Source organism: Faecalibacterium sp. BIOML-A4 (assembly GCF_009679665.1).
GTDB lineage: Bacteria > Bacillota > Clostridia > Oscillospirales > Ruminococcaceae > Faecalibacterium > Faecalibacterium taiwanense.
The window spans coordinates 1-13523 of record NZ_WKZG01000011.1 but is presented as its reverse complement, the minus strand read 5'-3'; the positions used below and the strand labels follow the sequence as shown (position 1 = coordinate 13523).

The following is a 13523-nucleotide window of genomic DNA, read 5'->3' as shown; positions in this document are numbered from 1 at the left end:
GTTACTCCTTTACCAAAACGGTGGCAAAATAACCGGCCTGTTCCTGCGGCCGCTCAAGGGAAAGATCCGGGTAGACCCGCTCGTCCGGCAGACCGCAGTTGCACACAAGTGCGCTTTTTTTCAGCTTATCTGCCTGCTGCAGGGTATCCAATAAGACAGGCAATTGCCTGCCGGCTTTCATCAATACCTTGGTGCCGGGCATTTCCAGCACGCGGTCTGTCCAGCCGCCGGGCGCAATGGTAAGCGGCGTATCCATGCCGCCGGTCAGCGGCACATTCAGCCGCGCCGCCGCCGCACAAAAGCTGGGCACGCCTGCCGCCATGGCGGTGGCATAACCCCCGGCCTGCAAGATCTCCTGCAGGTAACCAAAGGTGGCATAGATGGAAACATCACCGATGTTCAGCATGGCAACGTCCTGCCCGGCATCCAGATACTGCCGCACCGCGGCGGCGGCTTTTTCGTGCGAAGCCGCCAGCGCAGCCGGGTCACGGCTCATGGCAAAGTACAGCGGGACGATGGTCTTGCCGTCCAGCGCTTCTCCCAGCGCACTGCGGGCGATGTCCAGCGCCAGCATCTGGCCGGAAGCAGTCTGCGGCGCGGCCAGCACCGGGCACTGCCGGATGAGCCGCACAGCCTGCAGCGTCATCAGCTCCGGGTTGCCGGGGCCGACGCTGACACCGTAAAATGTACCTTTCAGTTCTGCCATTCCTGCATCAGCTCCTTTGCCGTTTTTGTCTCGCCCAGCGGGCCGTGCTGGTTGGAGAACAGCACCACGCCCACCCGGAAGGCCCCGCCTGCCCGCCGGTCCAGATGCATCTGGATGGCGGCAAGGATGCTTTCCAGCACCGGGCCGCGCAGCTGTGCGCCGTCCAGAATGTCAAGGCAGGCATCCGTGGTGGCGGCATCCATCAGGGCAGCGCACACTTCGCGCCGGGCCCCGCACAGCGCCGCATGGGCACAGAACACCTCGGCACGGCCATCCGCCGTGTGGGAATGGGTGTTCATGACCCCTGCCGCCAGTTTGACCAGCTTGCCCACGTGGCCTACCAGAAGCACTTCCTCAAATTTGGCCGTGGCAGCCATATCCAGCGTATCCCCGATGAAGTTGGAGGTCTTGACCACCGGGAACCGCTCGAACTGCGGCAGAGCGCTGGCCAGATAATCCAGCCCGTAGTTGCCGGGGGCCAGCACCAGCCGCCGGGGGCCGGGGGCATTTTTTGCGCGCAGTGCGGCCTGATTCATTTCCAGCTGGATGGTATCCAGAATGGCCTGCTGGCTCATGGGTTCCACGATGCCGCTGGTGCCCAGAATGGAAAGCCCGCCCTCCACCCCGATGTGCGGGTTGAAGGTGCGCTTTGCCGTCTCGGCACCGCCTTCCACAGAGATGGTCACCGCAAAGCCGCCGGTGTAGGCAGCATTTTCAGCTTCCCGTTCCAGCGCTTCGGCAATCATCTGGCGGGGCACATGGTTGATGGCGGCCTCGCCTACGGGTTGGTCAAGGCCGGGCTTCGTCACCCGGCCCACCCCCTCGCCGCCAAGGATGCGCACGCCGGGGGCATCCGGTTCCAGTACCACTGATGCGACCACCGGCAGGCCCGTAGTCACATCCACATCGTCGCCGCCGTCCTTGCGGATGGCACATGCGGCACCTGTGTCCGTGCTGCGGCACCAGAGGGGAGCCACCTCCACCACAATGCCCTTGGGCGTGCGCAGAGCCACCGTTTCCGGTTCGCGGCCGGTCAGCAGCAGACGCGCCGCCCCTGCAGCCCCCAGCGCGGCACAGGTGCCGGTGGTATAGCCGCAGCGCAGCAACTTCTGCCCGCTGCGGACGTAATGCTCAAACTGAGGTTTTCCGGCGGGTGCCTTTTCGGCTTCCGGCTCCGGTGTGCCGAACAGAGCCGTGTACTGCTGTTCGGTCAGGCCGTACAGGGTGCGGATGTTCTCCGGCTGAAACGCCTGTTCCGGGGTCAGCACGCCGGAAACACCACCGGGCGAAACGCACACCACCGTGTCCGCTATTTTTTCAGCCAATTCCAGCTCGTGCAGGCTCAGGATCACCGCCAGCTGACCGGTATGGGCCAGCTCCTTTAAAATGGTGAGCAGCTCGATCTTGCCCTTGATATCCAGAAAAGAGGTCGGCTCGTCCAGCAGGATCACTTCCGGCTGTTGGCACAGTGCCCGGGCCAGCAGGATGCGCTGGCGCTGGCCGTCGCTGATGCGGTTAAAATCCCGGTCTGCAAGGTGTGCCGCGCCCACCAGCTCCAAAGCTCTGTGCACCTGCTGCCTGTCCTCGGCAGACAAAATGCCCAGCCGTCCGGTGTAGGGATAGCGCCCCGCCGAAACAAAGTCAAAGCAGGTGGTCAGCTCCATCCGGCGGCTATGCGGGGCCATGAGGGCCAGCTTCTGCGCCCGCTGGGTACCGGTGTAATCGGCAAGGTTTCTGCCTTCCAGCAGCACCGTGCCGCCCATGGGGGCCAGCTGGCCCGCCAGTGTGCGCAGTAAGGTGGATTTGCCTGCGCCGTTGGGCCCGATCAAGGTCAGGATCTGCCCCGGCTGCACCCCGAGGCAAATATCCGAGAGCAGCGGTGTCTTGCCGTAGCCGATGGCAAGACCCTGTGCGCCGCACAAAAAATGTTCCTTCATCGTGCACCCTCCTGACTGCGCCGCACCAGCAGCCAGATGACCACCGGTGCGCCGAACACCGCCGTGACCGAGCTGATGGACAGCTCCGTGGGCGCGAACAGACTGCGGGCCAGCAAGTCGCAGAACAGGCAGAAAGCCGCACCGCCCAAGCAGCACCCCGGCAGCACATACAGCGGCTTTGCGCTGCCCAGCAGCTGCTTGACAAGGTGCGGCACCGCGATGCCTACAAAGGAGATCGGCCCCGCAAAGGCGGTGACACAGGCCGCCAGCAGGCTGGATAGCAGCACCAGCGCTACCGAGAAAGGCTTGACCTTCACGCCCACGCTGCGGGCATATGCTTCGCCCATCTGGTAGGCGGCCATGGGCTTGGAAAGCAGAAAGGATGCCGCCAGCGCAGGCAGCACCACCAGTGCCGCAGCCTGCACATTGGCCCATGTCACGCCGGAAAAGCTGCCCTGCGACCAGTTGTGCAGGTTGACGATGTTGGAATCCTGCGCAAAGGCCACCACGATATCGGTGATGGCGGAGCAGATATAGCCGATCATCACACCGCAGATGACCAGAATGCTCATGCGCTGCACCCGCCGGGCCACCGCCAGCACAAAGGCCATGGAAGCCATGGCACCCGCAAAGGCAGCCGCAATCATCGTGGCCGAGCTGGTCAGCATCCCGCGGTCCAGAAACACCACCATGGTCAGGGCCACCGCCAGCTTTGCGCCGCTGGAAACGCCCATAACAAATGGCCCGGCAATGGGGTTTGCAAAAAAAGTCTGCAGCAGGTAGCCTGCCGCGCTGAGGGCTGCCCCCAACAGCGCCGCCATGACCGCGCGGGGCAGGCGCAGTTGCAGGATGATATTCCCCGCAAGCGCATCGCCGCCCTTGCCCAGCAGCGCCGTCAGCACCGCACCCGGTGCAAGGGATACGCTGCCCCAGAACAGGTTCAGCGCAAAGAGCACAGCTACGGCTGCCGCAAGGGCAATATAGGCGGCTGCGAGGCGTCTGGTACGGGTCATAGGCTTTCCTTTCTGTAAAATTTTCCTTCTTTAATCCACATGGGTGAGGAATTTCAGGGTACTGGCGGCAGGTGTGCCCTTGGTAAACACCCGGTTCATATCCACGATCAAGTCTGCCAGCTCCATGCTCTGCTGGAACAGGCTCTGGGTGGTGCACCACACCTGACCGTTCTGCACCGCTTTGAACTCGTTCAACAGTGGGAAACGCTCGGTCAGCTGGCTCACCGATGCGATCATGCCCTCGATGGCGCTGTTGTAGATGAGCACATCGGCATCCTTTGCACCTGCATAGAAGTCCTCAAGCGGCAGGTTCATGGTAGCAAGGCTGTTACCATTGTCCGTCAGGTCCGCAAAGACATAGCTGCCGCCTGCCATTTCGATCATGCGGGCCACATAGTCACTGCCCTTGCGCACAGTGGCAAGGTTGTTGGTGGTCAGCGAGAAGAAGGCGCAGCTTTTTCCCGTGGGTTTCTGCGAGAGGATGGGCTGAACGGCTGTCTCCTGCGCGGAAAACACCTGCTCGGCCTGTTCTTCCCTGCCCAGCAGGATGCCGTAAAGCTTGATCCACTCCATGCGGGCCAGCGGGTCGCTCTCGTAGCTGGAACGCTCCACCAGCACCGGGATGCCAAAGTGCTCCAGCTGCTCCTTTACCTCCGGCGTGTGAAGGATCATGGTATTCTCAATGGCAAGGCAGCAGCCCGCTGCCAGGATCTGCTCGTAATCCGGGGCGCTGTACTTGCCTGCATACGCGATTTTTCCCTCTTCCATGGCCTGCTGCACCGCGGGCAGATACCAGCCCTCGGCCTTGGTGCCGGAAAAGGCCACGCTGTCCAGTGCGTCCAGATGCAAAAGCAGATCCATCACCGAGGTGGAGACCAGATAAATATTCTCCACCGGCTGGCGCAGCACAGTCACATCAGCAGGCAGACCGTCCACCTCCGCGGCATCTTCCGGCACAACAAGGAACCGTGCATCCGACTCCGCGATGGTCAGCATGGTATAGCCGCCCTCATAGCAGTCCGCTGTGAACTGCTGTGCATAGTCCAGCTGGTAATGATGGGAGAAAATAAGACTTTTCGTATTGGCAGGTTGAGCCTTGCTGCCGCAGCCGGTCAGCGTCAGCGCCGTAGCGGGGATCAGTTTCAGAAATTGGTTGCGAGTGATTTTCATAGGTAACTCCTTCCGTCACGGCTTACGCCGTGCCACCTCCCTCATAGAGGGAGGCTTTGGCAGTACGGTAAAGTTTATCTTTTTGCCAAAGAAGGTGACTGGGGGAGTCACTTCAGACTTGCAGAATCAAAGGTCAGCGTATACTCGATCTCGTGGGGGGTGCTCATGGCAACGGTGTCGGCGGTGACATCCAGTGCGGTATCCAGCGCCGATACCGGAATTTCAAAGGTGGAATTGCCCTCGGTGTTGGTGGGCAGATACTTCTCGCCGTCCACGATCATATAATCATAGTTCGGGCTGCTCCACACGATGGTGGCGGTCATTTTGCCGTCTGCCACGGTCAGGGCGGCGGGGCTCTCCACGGTGGCACGGCCGGAGCCGCCTTCCAGCGTCACCTCACAGGTGTAGGTGCCGTCTGCCGGGGTCTCGGCTTCCGCAGCCTTTTCCACGGCATCACGCACGCTGACGACATGGTCGTACCACTTGCCCTTGGTGCCCAGAATGGCAAGATCAAAGTCCGTATCCACAGCAGTGACCGGAATGTCAAAGCCGTACACCTCCTCCGAGGTGCCGTCGGAATAGGTGACGGTATCTGTGGTGGGCTGCAGCCAGTCGGCCTCGTGGTCGGCGGCATCGGAAGCCTTGCCCAGATACAGGTTGACGATATGGGTGGAAGCAAGGCTGACATGGAAGGTCATCTGGCCGTTCTCCACGGTCAGGGTGCCCTTGCCGTCGCAGGCTTCGTTGGCGTGGAACATGCTGCTGTCGGTGTCAAACTCGGCGGTATACACACCATCCGGCAAAGCGGCGGTCTCAGCGGCAGAAGAAGCCACAGAGGATGCCGCCTCGGAAGAAGCAGCACTGGAAGCTGCAGAAGATGCCGTGGAAGAAGCGCCGCAGCCCACCAGCAGACTCAGTGCCAGAGAAGCAGCGACAACACAGGAAAAAACGCGTTTCATAGGAAATACCTCTACATTATAAGAAATCAGCTTTTATTATACCATTGTTCAGATAAAAAATGAACCCTCTCCACCGGATGCCGCAAAGCGGCCGCGAGACGGAGAGGGTTCGTTTGATCAACCGTTCAGAGAATCGATCGCCGCCTTGGTGTGGGCGACATACAGCTTCTGGACATCCTCGATCTCACCCAGACCAGCGATCTGGCAGTCGATGCTGTCGAAAGCACCGGAAGCCTTGAACTGGCTCAGCCAGGAGTCGGCATCCTCACCGGCCATATCGTTGTTGGCGTGATCGCCGGCAACCACCATCAACGGGCGCAGGATGACCTTGGTGTAGCCCGCAGCCTTAACAGCCTCGATCACGTTCTCGCAGGCAGTCTCTTCCGGCTTGCCCTCAACGGTGCCAATGAACACATTGTCGTAGCCCAGAGTCTGCATAGTGGTCTGCATCTGGCTGTAGCTCACCTTTGCGGTGTGCGAGGTGCCGTGGCCCATAAAGACAAAGGCGACCTTGTCCGCAGCAGCGGCATCCAGACTGTCGTAGCCGGCTTCCTTCACGGCAGCAGCGGTGACAGCCTTGGCAACGTCTTCCTTGTCCTGATTGATGATGGTGGCATCGGAGCCGACCTCGCCCAGCAGGGGCTCAGCCACAGCGACAGATTCAAACTTGTCGCGGTAGGTGTCGATCATTTCCATCATTTCGTCATACTCAGCGCCGTGCATCAGGTGGGTGGGCTGGACGACAAGGTTCTTCACGCCGTTTGCCACAGCGCGGTCCATGGCCTGCTGCATATTATCGATCTTTTCGCCGTCACGGGCCTGCACATGGTTGATGATGATCTGTGCGGTGAAGGCGCGGCGCACGCTCCAGTCCGGGTATGCGGCCTGCAGGGCATCCTCGATGCCCTTGATGTCCTTCACGCGGCTGTCGTTGAAGGAGGTGCCGAAGGAGACCACCAGCAGCTCGTTGTCGCCGATGTCGTCCTGATTGCGGGCATCGTCCTTGGAGGCATCGCCGGTGTCACGGCCAAAGTAGTCGGGGTCGGCGTTCTCGCCTTCCACCAGTTCCTTCTGGGCGTCGGTCAGAGCATCCCATGCAGCCTTGGCAGCTTCGCACTGAGCGTCGGTGTCATCATTGCGCTCCTGCACATAGATGGCATCGATTAGGTCTGCCACATTCTTTGCTGCCATTTCGTCAGCCTCCTCGCTGCTCGCTTCGCTGGAAGCGGCAGGCGCAGCGGTGCTGGATGCAGTGCCGGAAGCAGCACCGCCGCAGCCGGTGAGCACGCCGGCGCACAGAGCCAGAGCCGTAACAGCTGCGGCCAGCTTTTTGGTTTCGATCTTTCTCATTGTTCTTGTCCTTTCCTGCTGGATAAATTGCGGTTTGAACCAAACAAAGGGTACAGGAAAGAAAGATGAAAGAAGAGGCCCTTCTGTCCTGCGGATGGCATGACAAAAAGACCTCTGTTGTTTCAGGGCTTTTTGGTACAACCAATTCCTCGTGATCTGGGGTTTGCACCCCCGTACCAACAGCAGGCAGGTTTCCTGACTGAAAGATCGCCGCCCGGCATCCCCTTCCCGGAGCAATGCTCCAGTGGCTGGTGCAAAGCACCCTGATGCGGACTCCCTTATCACAGTGACGAGATCGTGCGGGATCTGCACCCGCTTCCCTTTTACCCTTTCCGCCGTGCAGTGCATCGGCAAAAGGCACCTGCTGTTTTTCTGTTCAGTTCGTCCGGCATTATATCATAAAACTGCGCAGAATGCAATAAAAAACGGCATCCTGCCTTTTTATAAGGAAGGATGCCGTTTGGAGATCGAGCCAAATGCGGAGCTTACTGGAGCGCACGGATCGCATTGATGGTGATTTTGTACTGGCAGGTCACGCTGTCAAACAGCTCTTTGGTACCTTCCAGTGTGCCTGTGCGCAGCACCTCGGTCAAATCGTAGGTGGGCTGATACAGGTTGGTAAAACCCAGGTTCTGGCACACGCCCTTGAGCGTGTGTGCCGCACGGAATGCTTCCTTCACATTTCCTTCCTTCAATGCCTGCTCCAGTTTCGGATAGCTGTCGTCGTTCAAAAACATCAGCGTAAATCTGCAGATCATGCCTTCGTTGTAAAGCCGCTTGAGCACATCCTCATAATTTGCGCCCATCTGTCTATAACATTCCTGAATCGTCATGGTTTGTCGCTATGCCTTTCTTTTTCTACTGATCCCGCCTGATTTGCCACAGAGTGACAAAAGCGCCATCCATTTTGTTGCACTTTGTTGCGTTTTTAATATATCACGCCTTCCTGCGTTTTTCAATGCAGAGACAAAAAGTCTTGCACTTTTCACATATTGTCACGAGTTTTTCTTGCAATTTGCCTATCAATTTCTTCCGGCTGGCTTTTTTCTCCGACTTTGCCGTGCCTGCATGGCTGCAGGGCTTTTCCCGCCGTTTCTCTGCACGGAAAACGCATTTGAAGAAAAAGGTAAAAAAACAGTTGACAAAAGCCTTTCTGCATGATAGAATAAACAAGTCGTCCGGCGAAGGACACAAAAAGTGAATATGGGCGTGTTCCCGAGTGGCCAATGGGGACAGACTGTAAATCTGCTGCTTTCAGCTTCGGTGGTTCGAATCCACCCGCGCCCACCAAACAAGAGAAATCCGAACCTATTTCCGATTGGAGAAGGGTTCGGATTTTTCGTTTTCTTCGGGTACAACAACGAAGGTTCCTGTGGACGGCGCAAAACTCCGATACCTTGTCATAGACCGTAAGCCACTAACAAGATTTGGAGGATGCGATTATGAAGTACGATGCAAGAGCCTGCAAGTTTAACATGGATACCGGGTGTGTGGAGATGACTCTCCAAGATGGGAGAAAAATCTCCATCGACTGTACCGGGGTTGAGGATGCGCTGGACGTGACCATGGCACAGCAAACCGAACTGGACTACCTTATCTACAATGACCCGCTGAGCTATGCCGATTTGATTCTGAACGGTGACCCGGAGGAATATTTGAAAAATGCAGCCGGGAGCCATGGGCTAGAAGATTAAAGACAAAAAATAAGAGGTGTGCCCAACTGGACACACCTCGGTGAGATACATCTATGTAAGGCAGGGCGTTCCTTTCATCGGGAGCGTCCTGCTGTTTTTATGCTGCAACAGGCAAGGCTTGTAGAGCTTCCTGCTCTTTCAGCCATTCCTCATATTCACGCTGGCCTTCCTCGCTGTTGAAAAACTCAACTATGGAGGGATAAAAGCAACGTGCAAGGGTCTTGATTGCTTCATCCGGGTAGCCGGATTTGTTTGACTTCTTCTTTTTGTTCAAATGGTATCCTCCGAAAATCAAAGTTCCATATCTTGCCCACGCTTGCGGTTTTTCTGCAGCACATTCATGGTGCGCTCCTGCTTGAGGGCGAGAATCTTTTCCAGAAAGTTGCACACCAGTTCAGGCGCACGGTAGAGCGCGTCCAGATAGGGCTTCACTTCATACCAGAGCTCATGATACTTTTGACCCCAATGAGCAGCTTCCTTCTTGGCGGTGGAAAGTTCTTCTTTCAGGCGGCGGTTCTCCACGTCCATCATATAGCCGTGGTCGGCTTGCTTTTTCAGCTTGGAAAATTCTTCTTCGGTCAGCGAGTAGTTACCGAGAAAGGTGCGCTTGCCGATATAATCCAGATCGCGCACATGAATGAGGGCTTCTTTCGTGAGCGTGGCCTTTTTCTGCACAGCGGCAAGTTCTTTCTTCTTTTGGGAGAGGGTCTGACTGGTTTTAGCAAGCGATTGTGCCTGCTGGTCGGCTTGGGTGGTCAGGCTGTCCAGCCGCTCCTGCTCCCGTTGAACTTTGAACTGGGTGACGGTCAGGTGTTCTTCGGTGCTGCCGCGCTCGCCGCGCTCCACATCGGTGTACCCGGCAGCACGCATATAGTTGAAGAAATCGTCTTGCAGGATGCTGTACGACTTCTTCAGGACTGGCTTGCCGTTCTTTTGCAGGATAGGCTTTCCGGCATCGTCCAGCAGAGGTTTGGATGCCCACTTCTTGCTCCGGCTGACCTGCATGACGGTCTCCTTGACGGTGCCGACCAGTGCCTTGTCCTTGCAGCGTTTCGACCAGAGGATCTGCTTTTCCACCACAGGCACATAGACCACATGGAGGTGGTAGTGGTAGACCTCCCGGCCCAGTGCTTCGGTCATGGCGTGGTTGATCTCATCCGCGTGCATGACTGCCGAGAGGATATACTGCTCACCGCCCACGATTTGCACAGCAGCTTTGTAGGCATCCTCATAGAACTGCTTGGCGAACTCGTAGCCGCCGTGATTGTCAAAGTAGGCCGAGTTGACATCAAAGACAAGTTCGCAGTAGTGGGTGGCATCCGGCTTCAGGCCGCGCGTGGAAATGGTTCCAACGGCTTCCAGTTGGGCGAACAGGTCAGTGTAGCTGGCGGCAGGCTTCTTGAAGTGGACGTTCCATGAGGTGCGCTGGGGGATAATGTCGGGGTTTCGATAGCTGTCCTTTTCGCGCTCGTTGTGCTGCTGAGTGTTGCCAACGGCCTTGTCCGAAACGGCGAGATTCCGGACACTGGTGCGGTCAACGCCATCGTTTCTTGCCAAAGGGCATCCCTCCTTTCAAGGTTCATCGAGAGGTGATGGGGAACGAAGATGCACTTCTTCGGAAGTGTAATAACCCACTATAACACTTTCATCCCTATGGGCTGCAAAGTGTAGTGGGCTCTTCGAGGACTCTCCGAGGGGGAACGTCTCCTGCGGGAGAGCTACGATCAAGTTCGCACAATGCGAACTTGATTGCTCCGTACGCATCTGAAAAAATTGCGTACGGAGTTCAAATAACCTGTACGGTTCGTACGGTGTACAGGCAAGCAAAATACAAGCGATAAAACGCTTGATTTTCTTAAAATCTACCGTACAGGTGCGTACAAGTACAGACCGTACAGGTTGTACGAACTTCTTCTGTGAAAAAATGCACTTTTTACGGGCAGGGGGGGACAAGCGGCTCAATGCCCACGAATCCCCGCACCCTGCGGCCACCGGGCAGGTAGATGTTGTTGGTGGCTTCAAGGTTATAGCGGCGGTCATTCTGGCGCAGTTCGGCGCTGAAACGGATAGCAGATACGCTGTGGCAGGCATTGTCCTCGCACCACTGCTTATAAATGTCGTAGAACTCCTTGGAGCTGATGGAGTAGTCCGCTTTGAAACGGAAGTAGCCCTCGGATTCCATAAAGTCGATGACATTGTTGCTGCTGCGCTTGATGGTGTCCACGTTGGCAGCGGCTCGTTCGCTGACCGTGAAACGGAAGTTGTTCTGCACCAGCCGGTGCAGCCCTTCCAGACACCACAGCAGGATGCCTTCCAATTCGGCGCACATCTTTTCGACAAGGAAGGGGTCATCCGTGCGGTCAGCAGGCTTGTCCTTGGTGGTCAGGATGAGCTGGCGGCGAAAGAAGCCGTCCGAATGGTCATACAGCGAGGTCAACGCACCGTTGCCGAAACAGAGGAACCGGGCGTAAATGTCACGCTGGTAGCTCTGGACACCCTTGCGTTCCAAGTCCAGCTTGGCTTCGGCAGTGACAATCGTTTTGATATAGTTGGTCTTGGGCAAGGCGTTCATGTCCATGTCATCGTCGATCATGAGCAGGCGGCGTTCCAGATCGGCGCGGGCAAAGCGGTTGTTCTCGACTTTCTGGACGCTGCCATTGCTGGCGGCATCTCCCATGAGCCGTTTCAGCACCAGCCCGATGCGGGACTTGCCCTCGCCGCCCTTGCCGACAATGAGCATCATCTTTTGTCCCTTGGTGCTGGGGATCAGGCAGTAGCCCAGATATTCCTGCAAGGTGGGGATGTCGGCATCGTCCAGCAGTTCGTGCAGAAAGGTCAGCCAGCGATCCGGGCTGGCTGCCTTGGGGTCGTACCTCACAGGCAGGCGGTTCTGGCAGAACAGGCGGCTCTCCTGAAAAGAGCCGTCCGGCAGATGGTACACGCCGTTCTGGAGGTGGATGCAGTCCTGTTCAATGGGAAACGGGTCGGAAAAGGCCAGCAGCTTGATGGTCTCCAGAATGTTGGTGACCTTTTTTGACAGGCCGGAGGTGACATATTCCTCGATGTTCTCCAAGATGCGCTGCTTGATCTCGCTCTCGTCCTCCACCGGGCCGTCCAGCGTGTACAGCGTTCCGTTGACGCATTTCAGCGGCCACTGTTCCAGAAAGGCACGTCCAAACTGGACTTCATCGATCTTCTTACCGTTGTACCAGTCCGGCCATAAGGGATTGCGGGAAATGTTTTTCTTCATAGGGGGTTCTCCTTTAGAAAAGTGAAGTGGTGGGTCTCACGGTGAGACCCACCACTTCGGGTGAATAAATTATTAGGCGCACTTTGCCAGAGCAAGGCGGTCGGTGCGCTCCTCCAGCATCAGCAGGTACGACCCGGACAGCAGCCGTGCAGCGGCATCGGCCTTCTGCTGGGGCGTCCCAAATGCAACGCAGTCCGTCAGGTGCTCGATGGTCTCGGTCATGTGGAGGGCTTCTTCAAACCGTGGGTCATGCGGTTCCTCCGGGGTGGCGGGCTTGTAACGCTCTCGCCAGTCGTGCAGCAGGTCGAGATAATCGGTCAGCACCCGCAGGCAGTAGGCGATGTCTGCCCACTGCTCGTCCGTCAGGCCACGCTTGGGCGGCGGCAGGGCGATGGCATTGGCGGGCGGCTTATCCGGGTCAAGCCCGAAGTCACTTGCGAGCTTCTCGGCGGCTTGCCGTGGGTTCAGGTCGAACAGCTTGGCGGTGAGGTCGATGGCATCGCCGTTGGCTCCACAGCCAAAGCAATAATAATAGTTGTCGTTCAGCTTCATGCTGGGGTCGCTGTCGGAATGGAATGGACAGCACACCATGCCATGGCGGTCTGGCTCCATGCCGTACATTTCTCCCACCTGCCGAACGGTGATGGCGGACTTGACAGTTTGATACAGGCTCAAGGGCATTCCTCCTTTGTTTCGTGCGTTGCACCAGAGACCCCAAAGTGGGAACTCTGGTGTTTTTGCCTTGTGCCTGAATATACGGAGAATTTTGCGGAAAGGGCGAAAAAGCGGCAGAACTGCAACGGAAAAAGAAAAAAGCCCTTACTGGTTGCAGGGCTGCAACAGCAAGGGCGGAGAGGAAACCGTATATTGAACAAAACGGCAGAGCGTATTATAATGAGGAAAAAACTCAAAAAGGAGGGCCGACCACATGGCACAGGAATATCTGCCTGCACCGTCCAACGTCCGTCTTGCGGACTTGATGAAAGAGCACAACATCAGCCAACCGGAGCTTGCCAAGGAAATCGGCTGCTCCAAAAGCACTATCAGCCGTTTTATCAGTGGTGCGAAAGGAACCCTGACCCATGAGCAGGTGCTGAAGATTGCAAGGCTGTTCAACGTGTCCACGGATTTTCTGCTGGGAGAAACCAACATCCCCGACCGCAAGAACTACGACATTGCCGAACTGGGCTTGTCCGTAGAGGCTGCAAAGAACCTCTACACAGGGCGTGTCAATACAGAGGTGGTCAATCTGCTGCTGGAAAACGCCCGCTTTGCAGAGCTTACTTACCGCATAGCGCAGTATTTTGATGATACCTTTGCATCCGGTATCGCGGCACAGAACGCCATGCTCACGACATTGAGCACCCTGCTGCGCACAAAGGTCAAGACCCCGGAAGCAGCCAAGGCTGCAAAAGACATCAACCTTCGGAGAAAGCCTGTGTAC

General features: G+C 57.3%; 14 protein-coding genes, 1 tRNA gene and 1 riboswitch. Of the genes, 4 read left to right on the top strand and 11 right to left on the bottom strand.

The genetic code is table 11. From position 1 onward, the window contains the following. Position 1: 1 nt before the first annotated feature. The 7 genes from cobI to GKG34_RS08695 all read right to left on the bottom strand — a co-directional run bounded on the left by cobI (position 2) and on the right by GKG34_RS08695 (position 7941). The gene (cobI, locus tag GKG34_RS08725; protein WP_154256019.1) at positions 2-706 is read right to left on the bottom strand and encodes a precorrin-2 C(20)-methyltransferase; all 705 of its coding nucleotides are present in this window, start codon (positions 704-706) and stop codon (positions 2-4) included. After that, positions 694-2643 carry a cobalt-precorrin-5B (C(1))-methyltransferase CbiD gene (cbiD, locus tag GKG34_RS08720; RefSeq protein WP_154256018.1) on the bottom strand — a complete coding sequence of 650 codons (1950 nt, stop codon included), beginning with the start codon at positions 2641-2643 and terminating at the stop codon, positions 694-696. Before cbiD ends, cobI begins: the two co-directional genes overlap by 13 nt. Continuing rightward, positions 2640-3656 (bottom strand): iron ABC transporter permease, encoded by a 1017-nt coding sequence (locus tag GKG34_RS08715; RefSeq protein ID WP_154256017.1) that lies wholly within the window; start codon positions 3654-3656, stop codon positions 2640-2642. The genes cbiD and GKG34_RS08715 overlap by 4 nt, the downstream gene beginning before the upstream one ends. Before the next feature lie 30 nt (positions 3657-3686). After that, positions 3687-4826 carry an ABC transporter substrate-binding protein gene (locus GKG34_RS08710; protein ID WP_154256016.1) on the bottom strand — a complete coding sequence of 380 codons (1140 nt, stop codon included), beginning with the start codon at positions 4824-4826 and terminating at the stop codon, positions 3687-3689. A 107-nt stretch (positions 4827-4933) separates the two neighbouring features. Next, on the bottom strand, positions 4934-5785 hold the full coding sequence (locus tag GKG34_RS08705) for an iron transporter (protein ID WP_154256015.1): 852 nt from the start codon (positions 5783-5785) through the stop codon (positions 4934-4936). A 117-nt stretch (positions 5786-5902) separates the two neighbouring features. Then, positions 5903-7135 carry a sirohydrochlorin cobaltochelatase gene (locus GKG34_RS08700; RefSeq protein ID WP_154256014.1) on the bottom strand — a complete coding sequence of 411 codons (1233 nt, stop codon included), beginning with the start codon at positions 7133-7135 and terminating at the stop codon, positions 5903-5905. A 167-nt stretch (positions 7136-7302) separates the two neighbouring features. Next, positions 7303-7515, bottom strand: a riboswitch (cobalamin riboswitch). Between the two features lie 105 nt (positions 7516-7620). Next, positions 7621-7941, bottom strand: a complete 321-nt coding sequence (locus GKG34_RS08695; RefSeq protein ID WP_338428051.1) for an Hpt domain-containing protein — start codon at positions 7939-7941, stop codon at positions 7621-7623. Positions 7942-7966: 25 nt separating this feature from the next. Here GKG34_RS08695 and GKG34_RS08690 point away from each other — a divergent pair, with 25 nt between their 5' ends. The 3 genes from GKG34_RS08690 to GKG34_RS08680 all read left to right on the top strand — a co-directional run bounded on the left by GKG34_RS08690 (position 7967) and on the right by GKG34_RS08680 (position 8829). After that, positions 7967-8296, top strand: coding sequence for a hypothetical protein (locus GKG34_RS08690; protein WP_154256013.1), 330 nt, complete (start codon positions 7967-7969; stop codon positions 8294-8296). A gap of 44 nt (positions 8297-8340) precedes the next feature. Further along, positions 8341-8425, top strand: a tRNA-Tyr gene (locus GKG34_RS08685). A gap of 152 nt (positions 8426-8577) precedes the next feature. Further along, positions 8578-8829 carry a DUF6061 family protein gene (locus GKG34_RS08680; RefSeq protein WP_154256012.1) on the top strand — a complete coding sequence of 84 codons (252 nt, stop codon included), beginning with the start codon at positions 8578-8580 and terminating at the stop codon, positions 8827-8829. Between the two features lie 97 nt (positions 8830-8926). On the opposite strand, the gene GKG34_RS08675 is transcribed toward GKG34_RS08680, so the two are convergent. The 4 genes from GKG34_RS08675 to GKG34_RS08660 all read right to left on the bottom strand — a co-directional run bounded on the left by GKG34_RS08675 (position 8927) and on the right by GKG34_RS08660 (position 12760). Continuing rightward, a complete protein-coding gene (locus GKG34_RS08675; RefSeq protein ID WP_243139235.1) occupies positions 8927-9103 on the bottom strand; it encodes a hypothetical protein in 177 nt (58 codons plus the stop codon). A gap of 17 nt (positions 9104-9120) precedes the next feature. Then, positions 9121-10386, bottom strand: a complete 1266-nt coding sequence (locus GKG34_RS08670) for a plasmid recombination protein (protein WP_154256010.1) — start codon at positions 10384-10386, stop codon at positions 9121-9123. Positions 10387-10762: 376 nt separating this feature from the next. Beyond that, the gene (locus tag GKG34_RS08665) at positions 10763-12079 is read right to left on the bottom strand and encodes a phage/plasmid primase, P4 family (protein WP_154256009.1); all 1317 of its coding nucleotides are present in this window, start codon (positions 12077-12079) and stop codon (positions 10763-10765) included. A 72-nt stretch (positions 12080-12151) separates the two neighbouring features. Continuing rightward, entirely contained in the window at positions 12152-12760 is a 609-nt protein-coding gene (locus GKG34_RS08660; RefSeq protein ID WP_154256008.1) for a CHC2 zinc finger domain-containing protein, read from the bottom strand. 247 nt (positions 12761-13007) lie between these two features. Between GKG34_RS08660 and GKG34_RS08655 the strand changes: the two genes are divergently transcribed. Then, on the top strand, positions 13008-13523 hold a 516-nt coding region (locus GKG34_RS08655), incomplete at its 3' end, for a helix-turn-helix transcriptional regulator (protein ID WP_154256007.1).

Bases quoted from the DNA above. Each gene is read 5' to 3' on its own strand.
- cobI (WP_154256019.1), bottom strand. From the start codon at position 706: ATGGCAGAACTGAAAGGTACATTTTACGGTGTCAGCGTCGGCCCCGGC.
- cbiD (WP_154256018.1), bottom strand. From the start codon at position 2,643: ATGAAGGAACATTTTTTGTGCGGCGCACAGGGTCTTGCCATCGGCTAC.
- GKG34_RS08715 (WP_154256017.1), bottom strand. From the start codon at position 3,656: ATGACCCGTACCAGACGCCTCGCAGCCGCCTATATTGCCCTTGCGGCA.
- GKG34_RS08710 (WP_154256016.1), bottom strand. From the start codon at position 4,826: ATGAAAATCACTCGCAACCAATTTCTGAAACTGATCCCCGCTACGGCG.
- GKG34_RS08705 (WP_154256015.1), bottom strand. From the start codon at position 5,785: ATGAAACGCGTTTTTTCCTGTGTTGTCGCTGCTTCTCTGGCACTGAGT.
- GKG34_RS08700 (WP_154256014.1), bottom strand. From the start codon at position 7,135: ATGAGAAAGATCGAAACCAAAAAGCTGGCCGCAGCTGTTACGGCTCTG.
- GKG34_RS08695 (WP_338428051.1), bottom strand. From the start codon at position 7,941: ATGGGCGCAAATTATGAGGATGTGCTCAAGCGGCTTTACAACGAAGGC.
- GKG34_RS08690 (WP_154256013.1), top strand. From the start codon at position 7,967: ATGGTTTGTCGCTATGCCTTTCTTTTTCTACTGATCCCGCCTGATTTG.
- GKG34_RS08680 (WP_154256012.1), top strand. From the start codon at position 8,578: ATGAAGTACGATGCAAGAGCCTGCAAGTTTAACATGGATACCGGGTGT.
- GKG34_RS08665 (WP_154256009.1), bottom strand. From the start codon at position 12,079: ATGAAGAAAAACATTTCCCGCAATCCCTTATGGCCGGACTGGTACAAC.
- GKG34_RS08660 (WP_154256008.1), bottom strand. From the start codon at position 12,760: ATGCCCTTGAGCCTGTATCAAACTGTCAAGTCCGCCATCACCGTTCGG.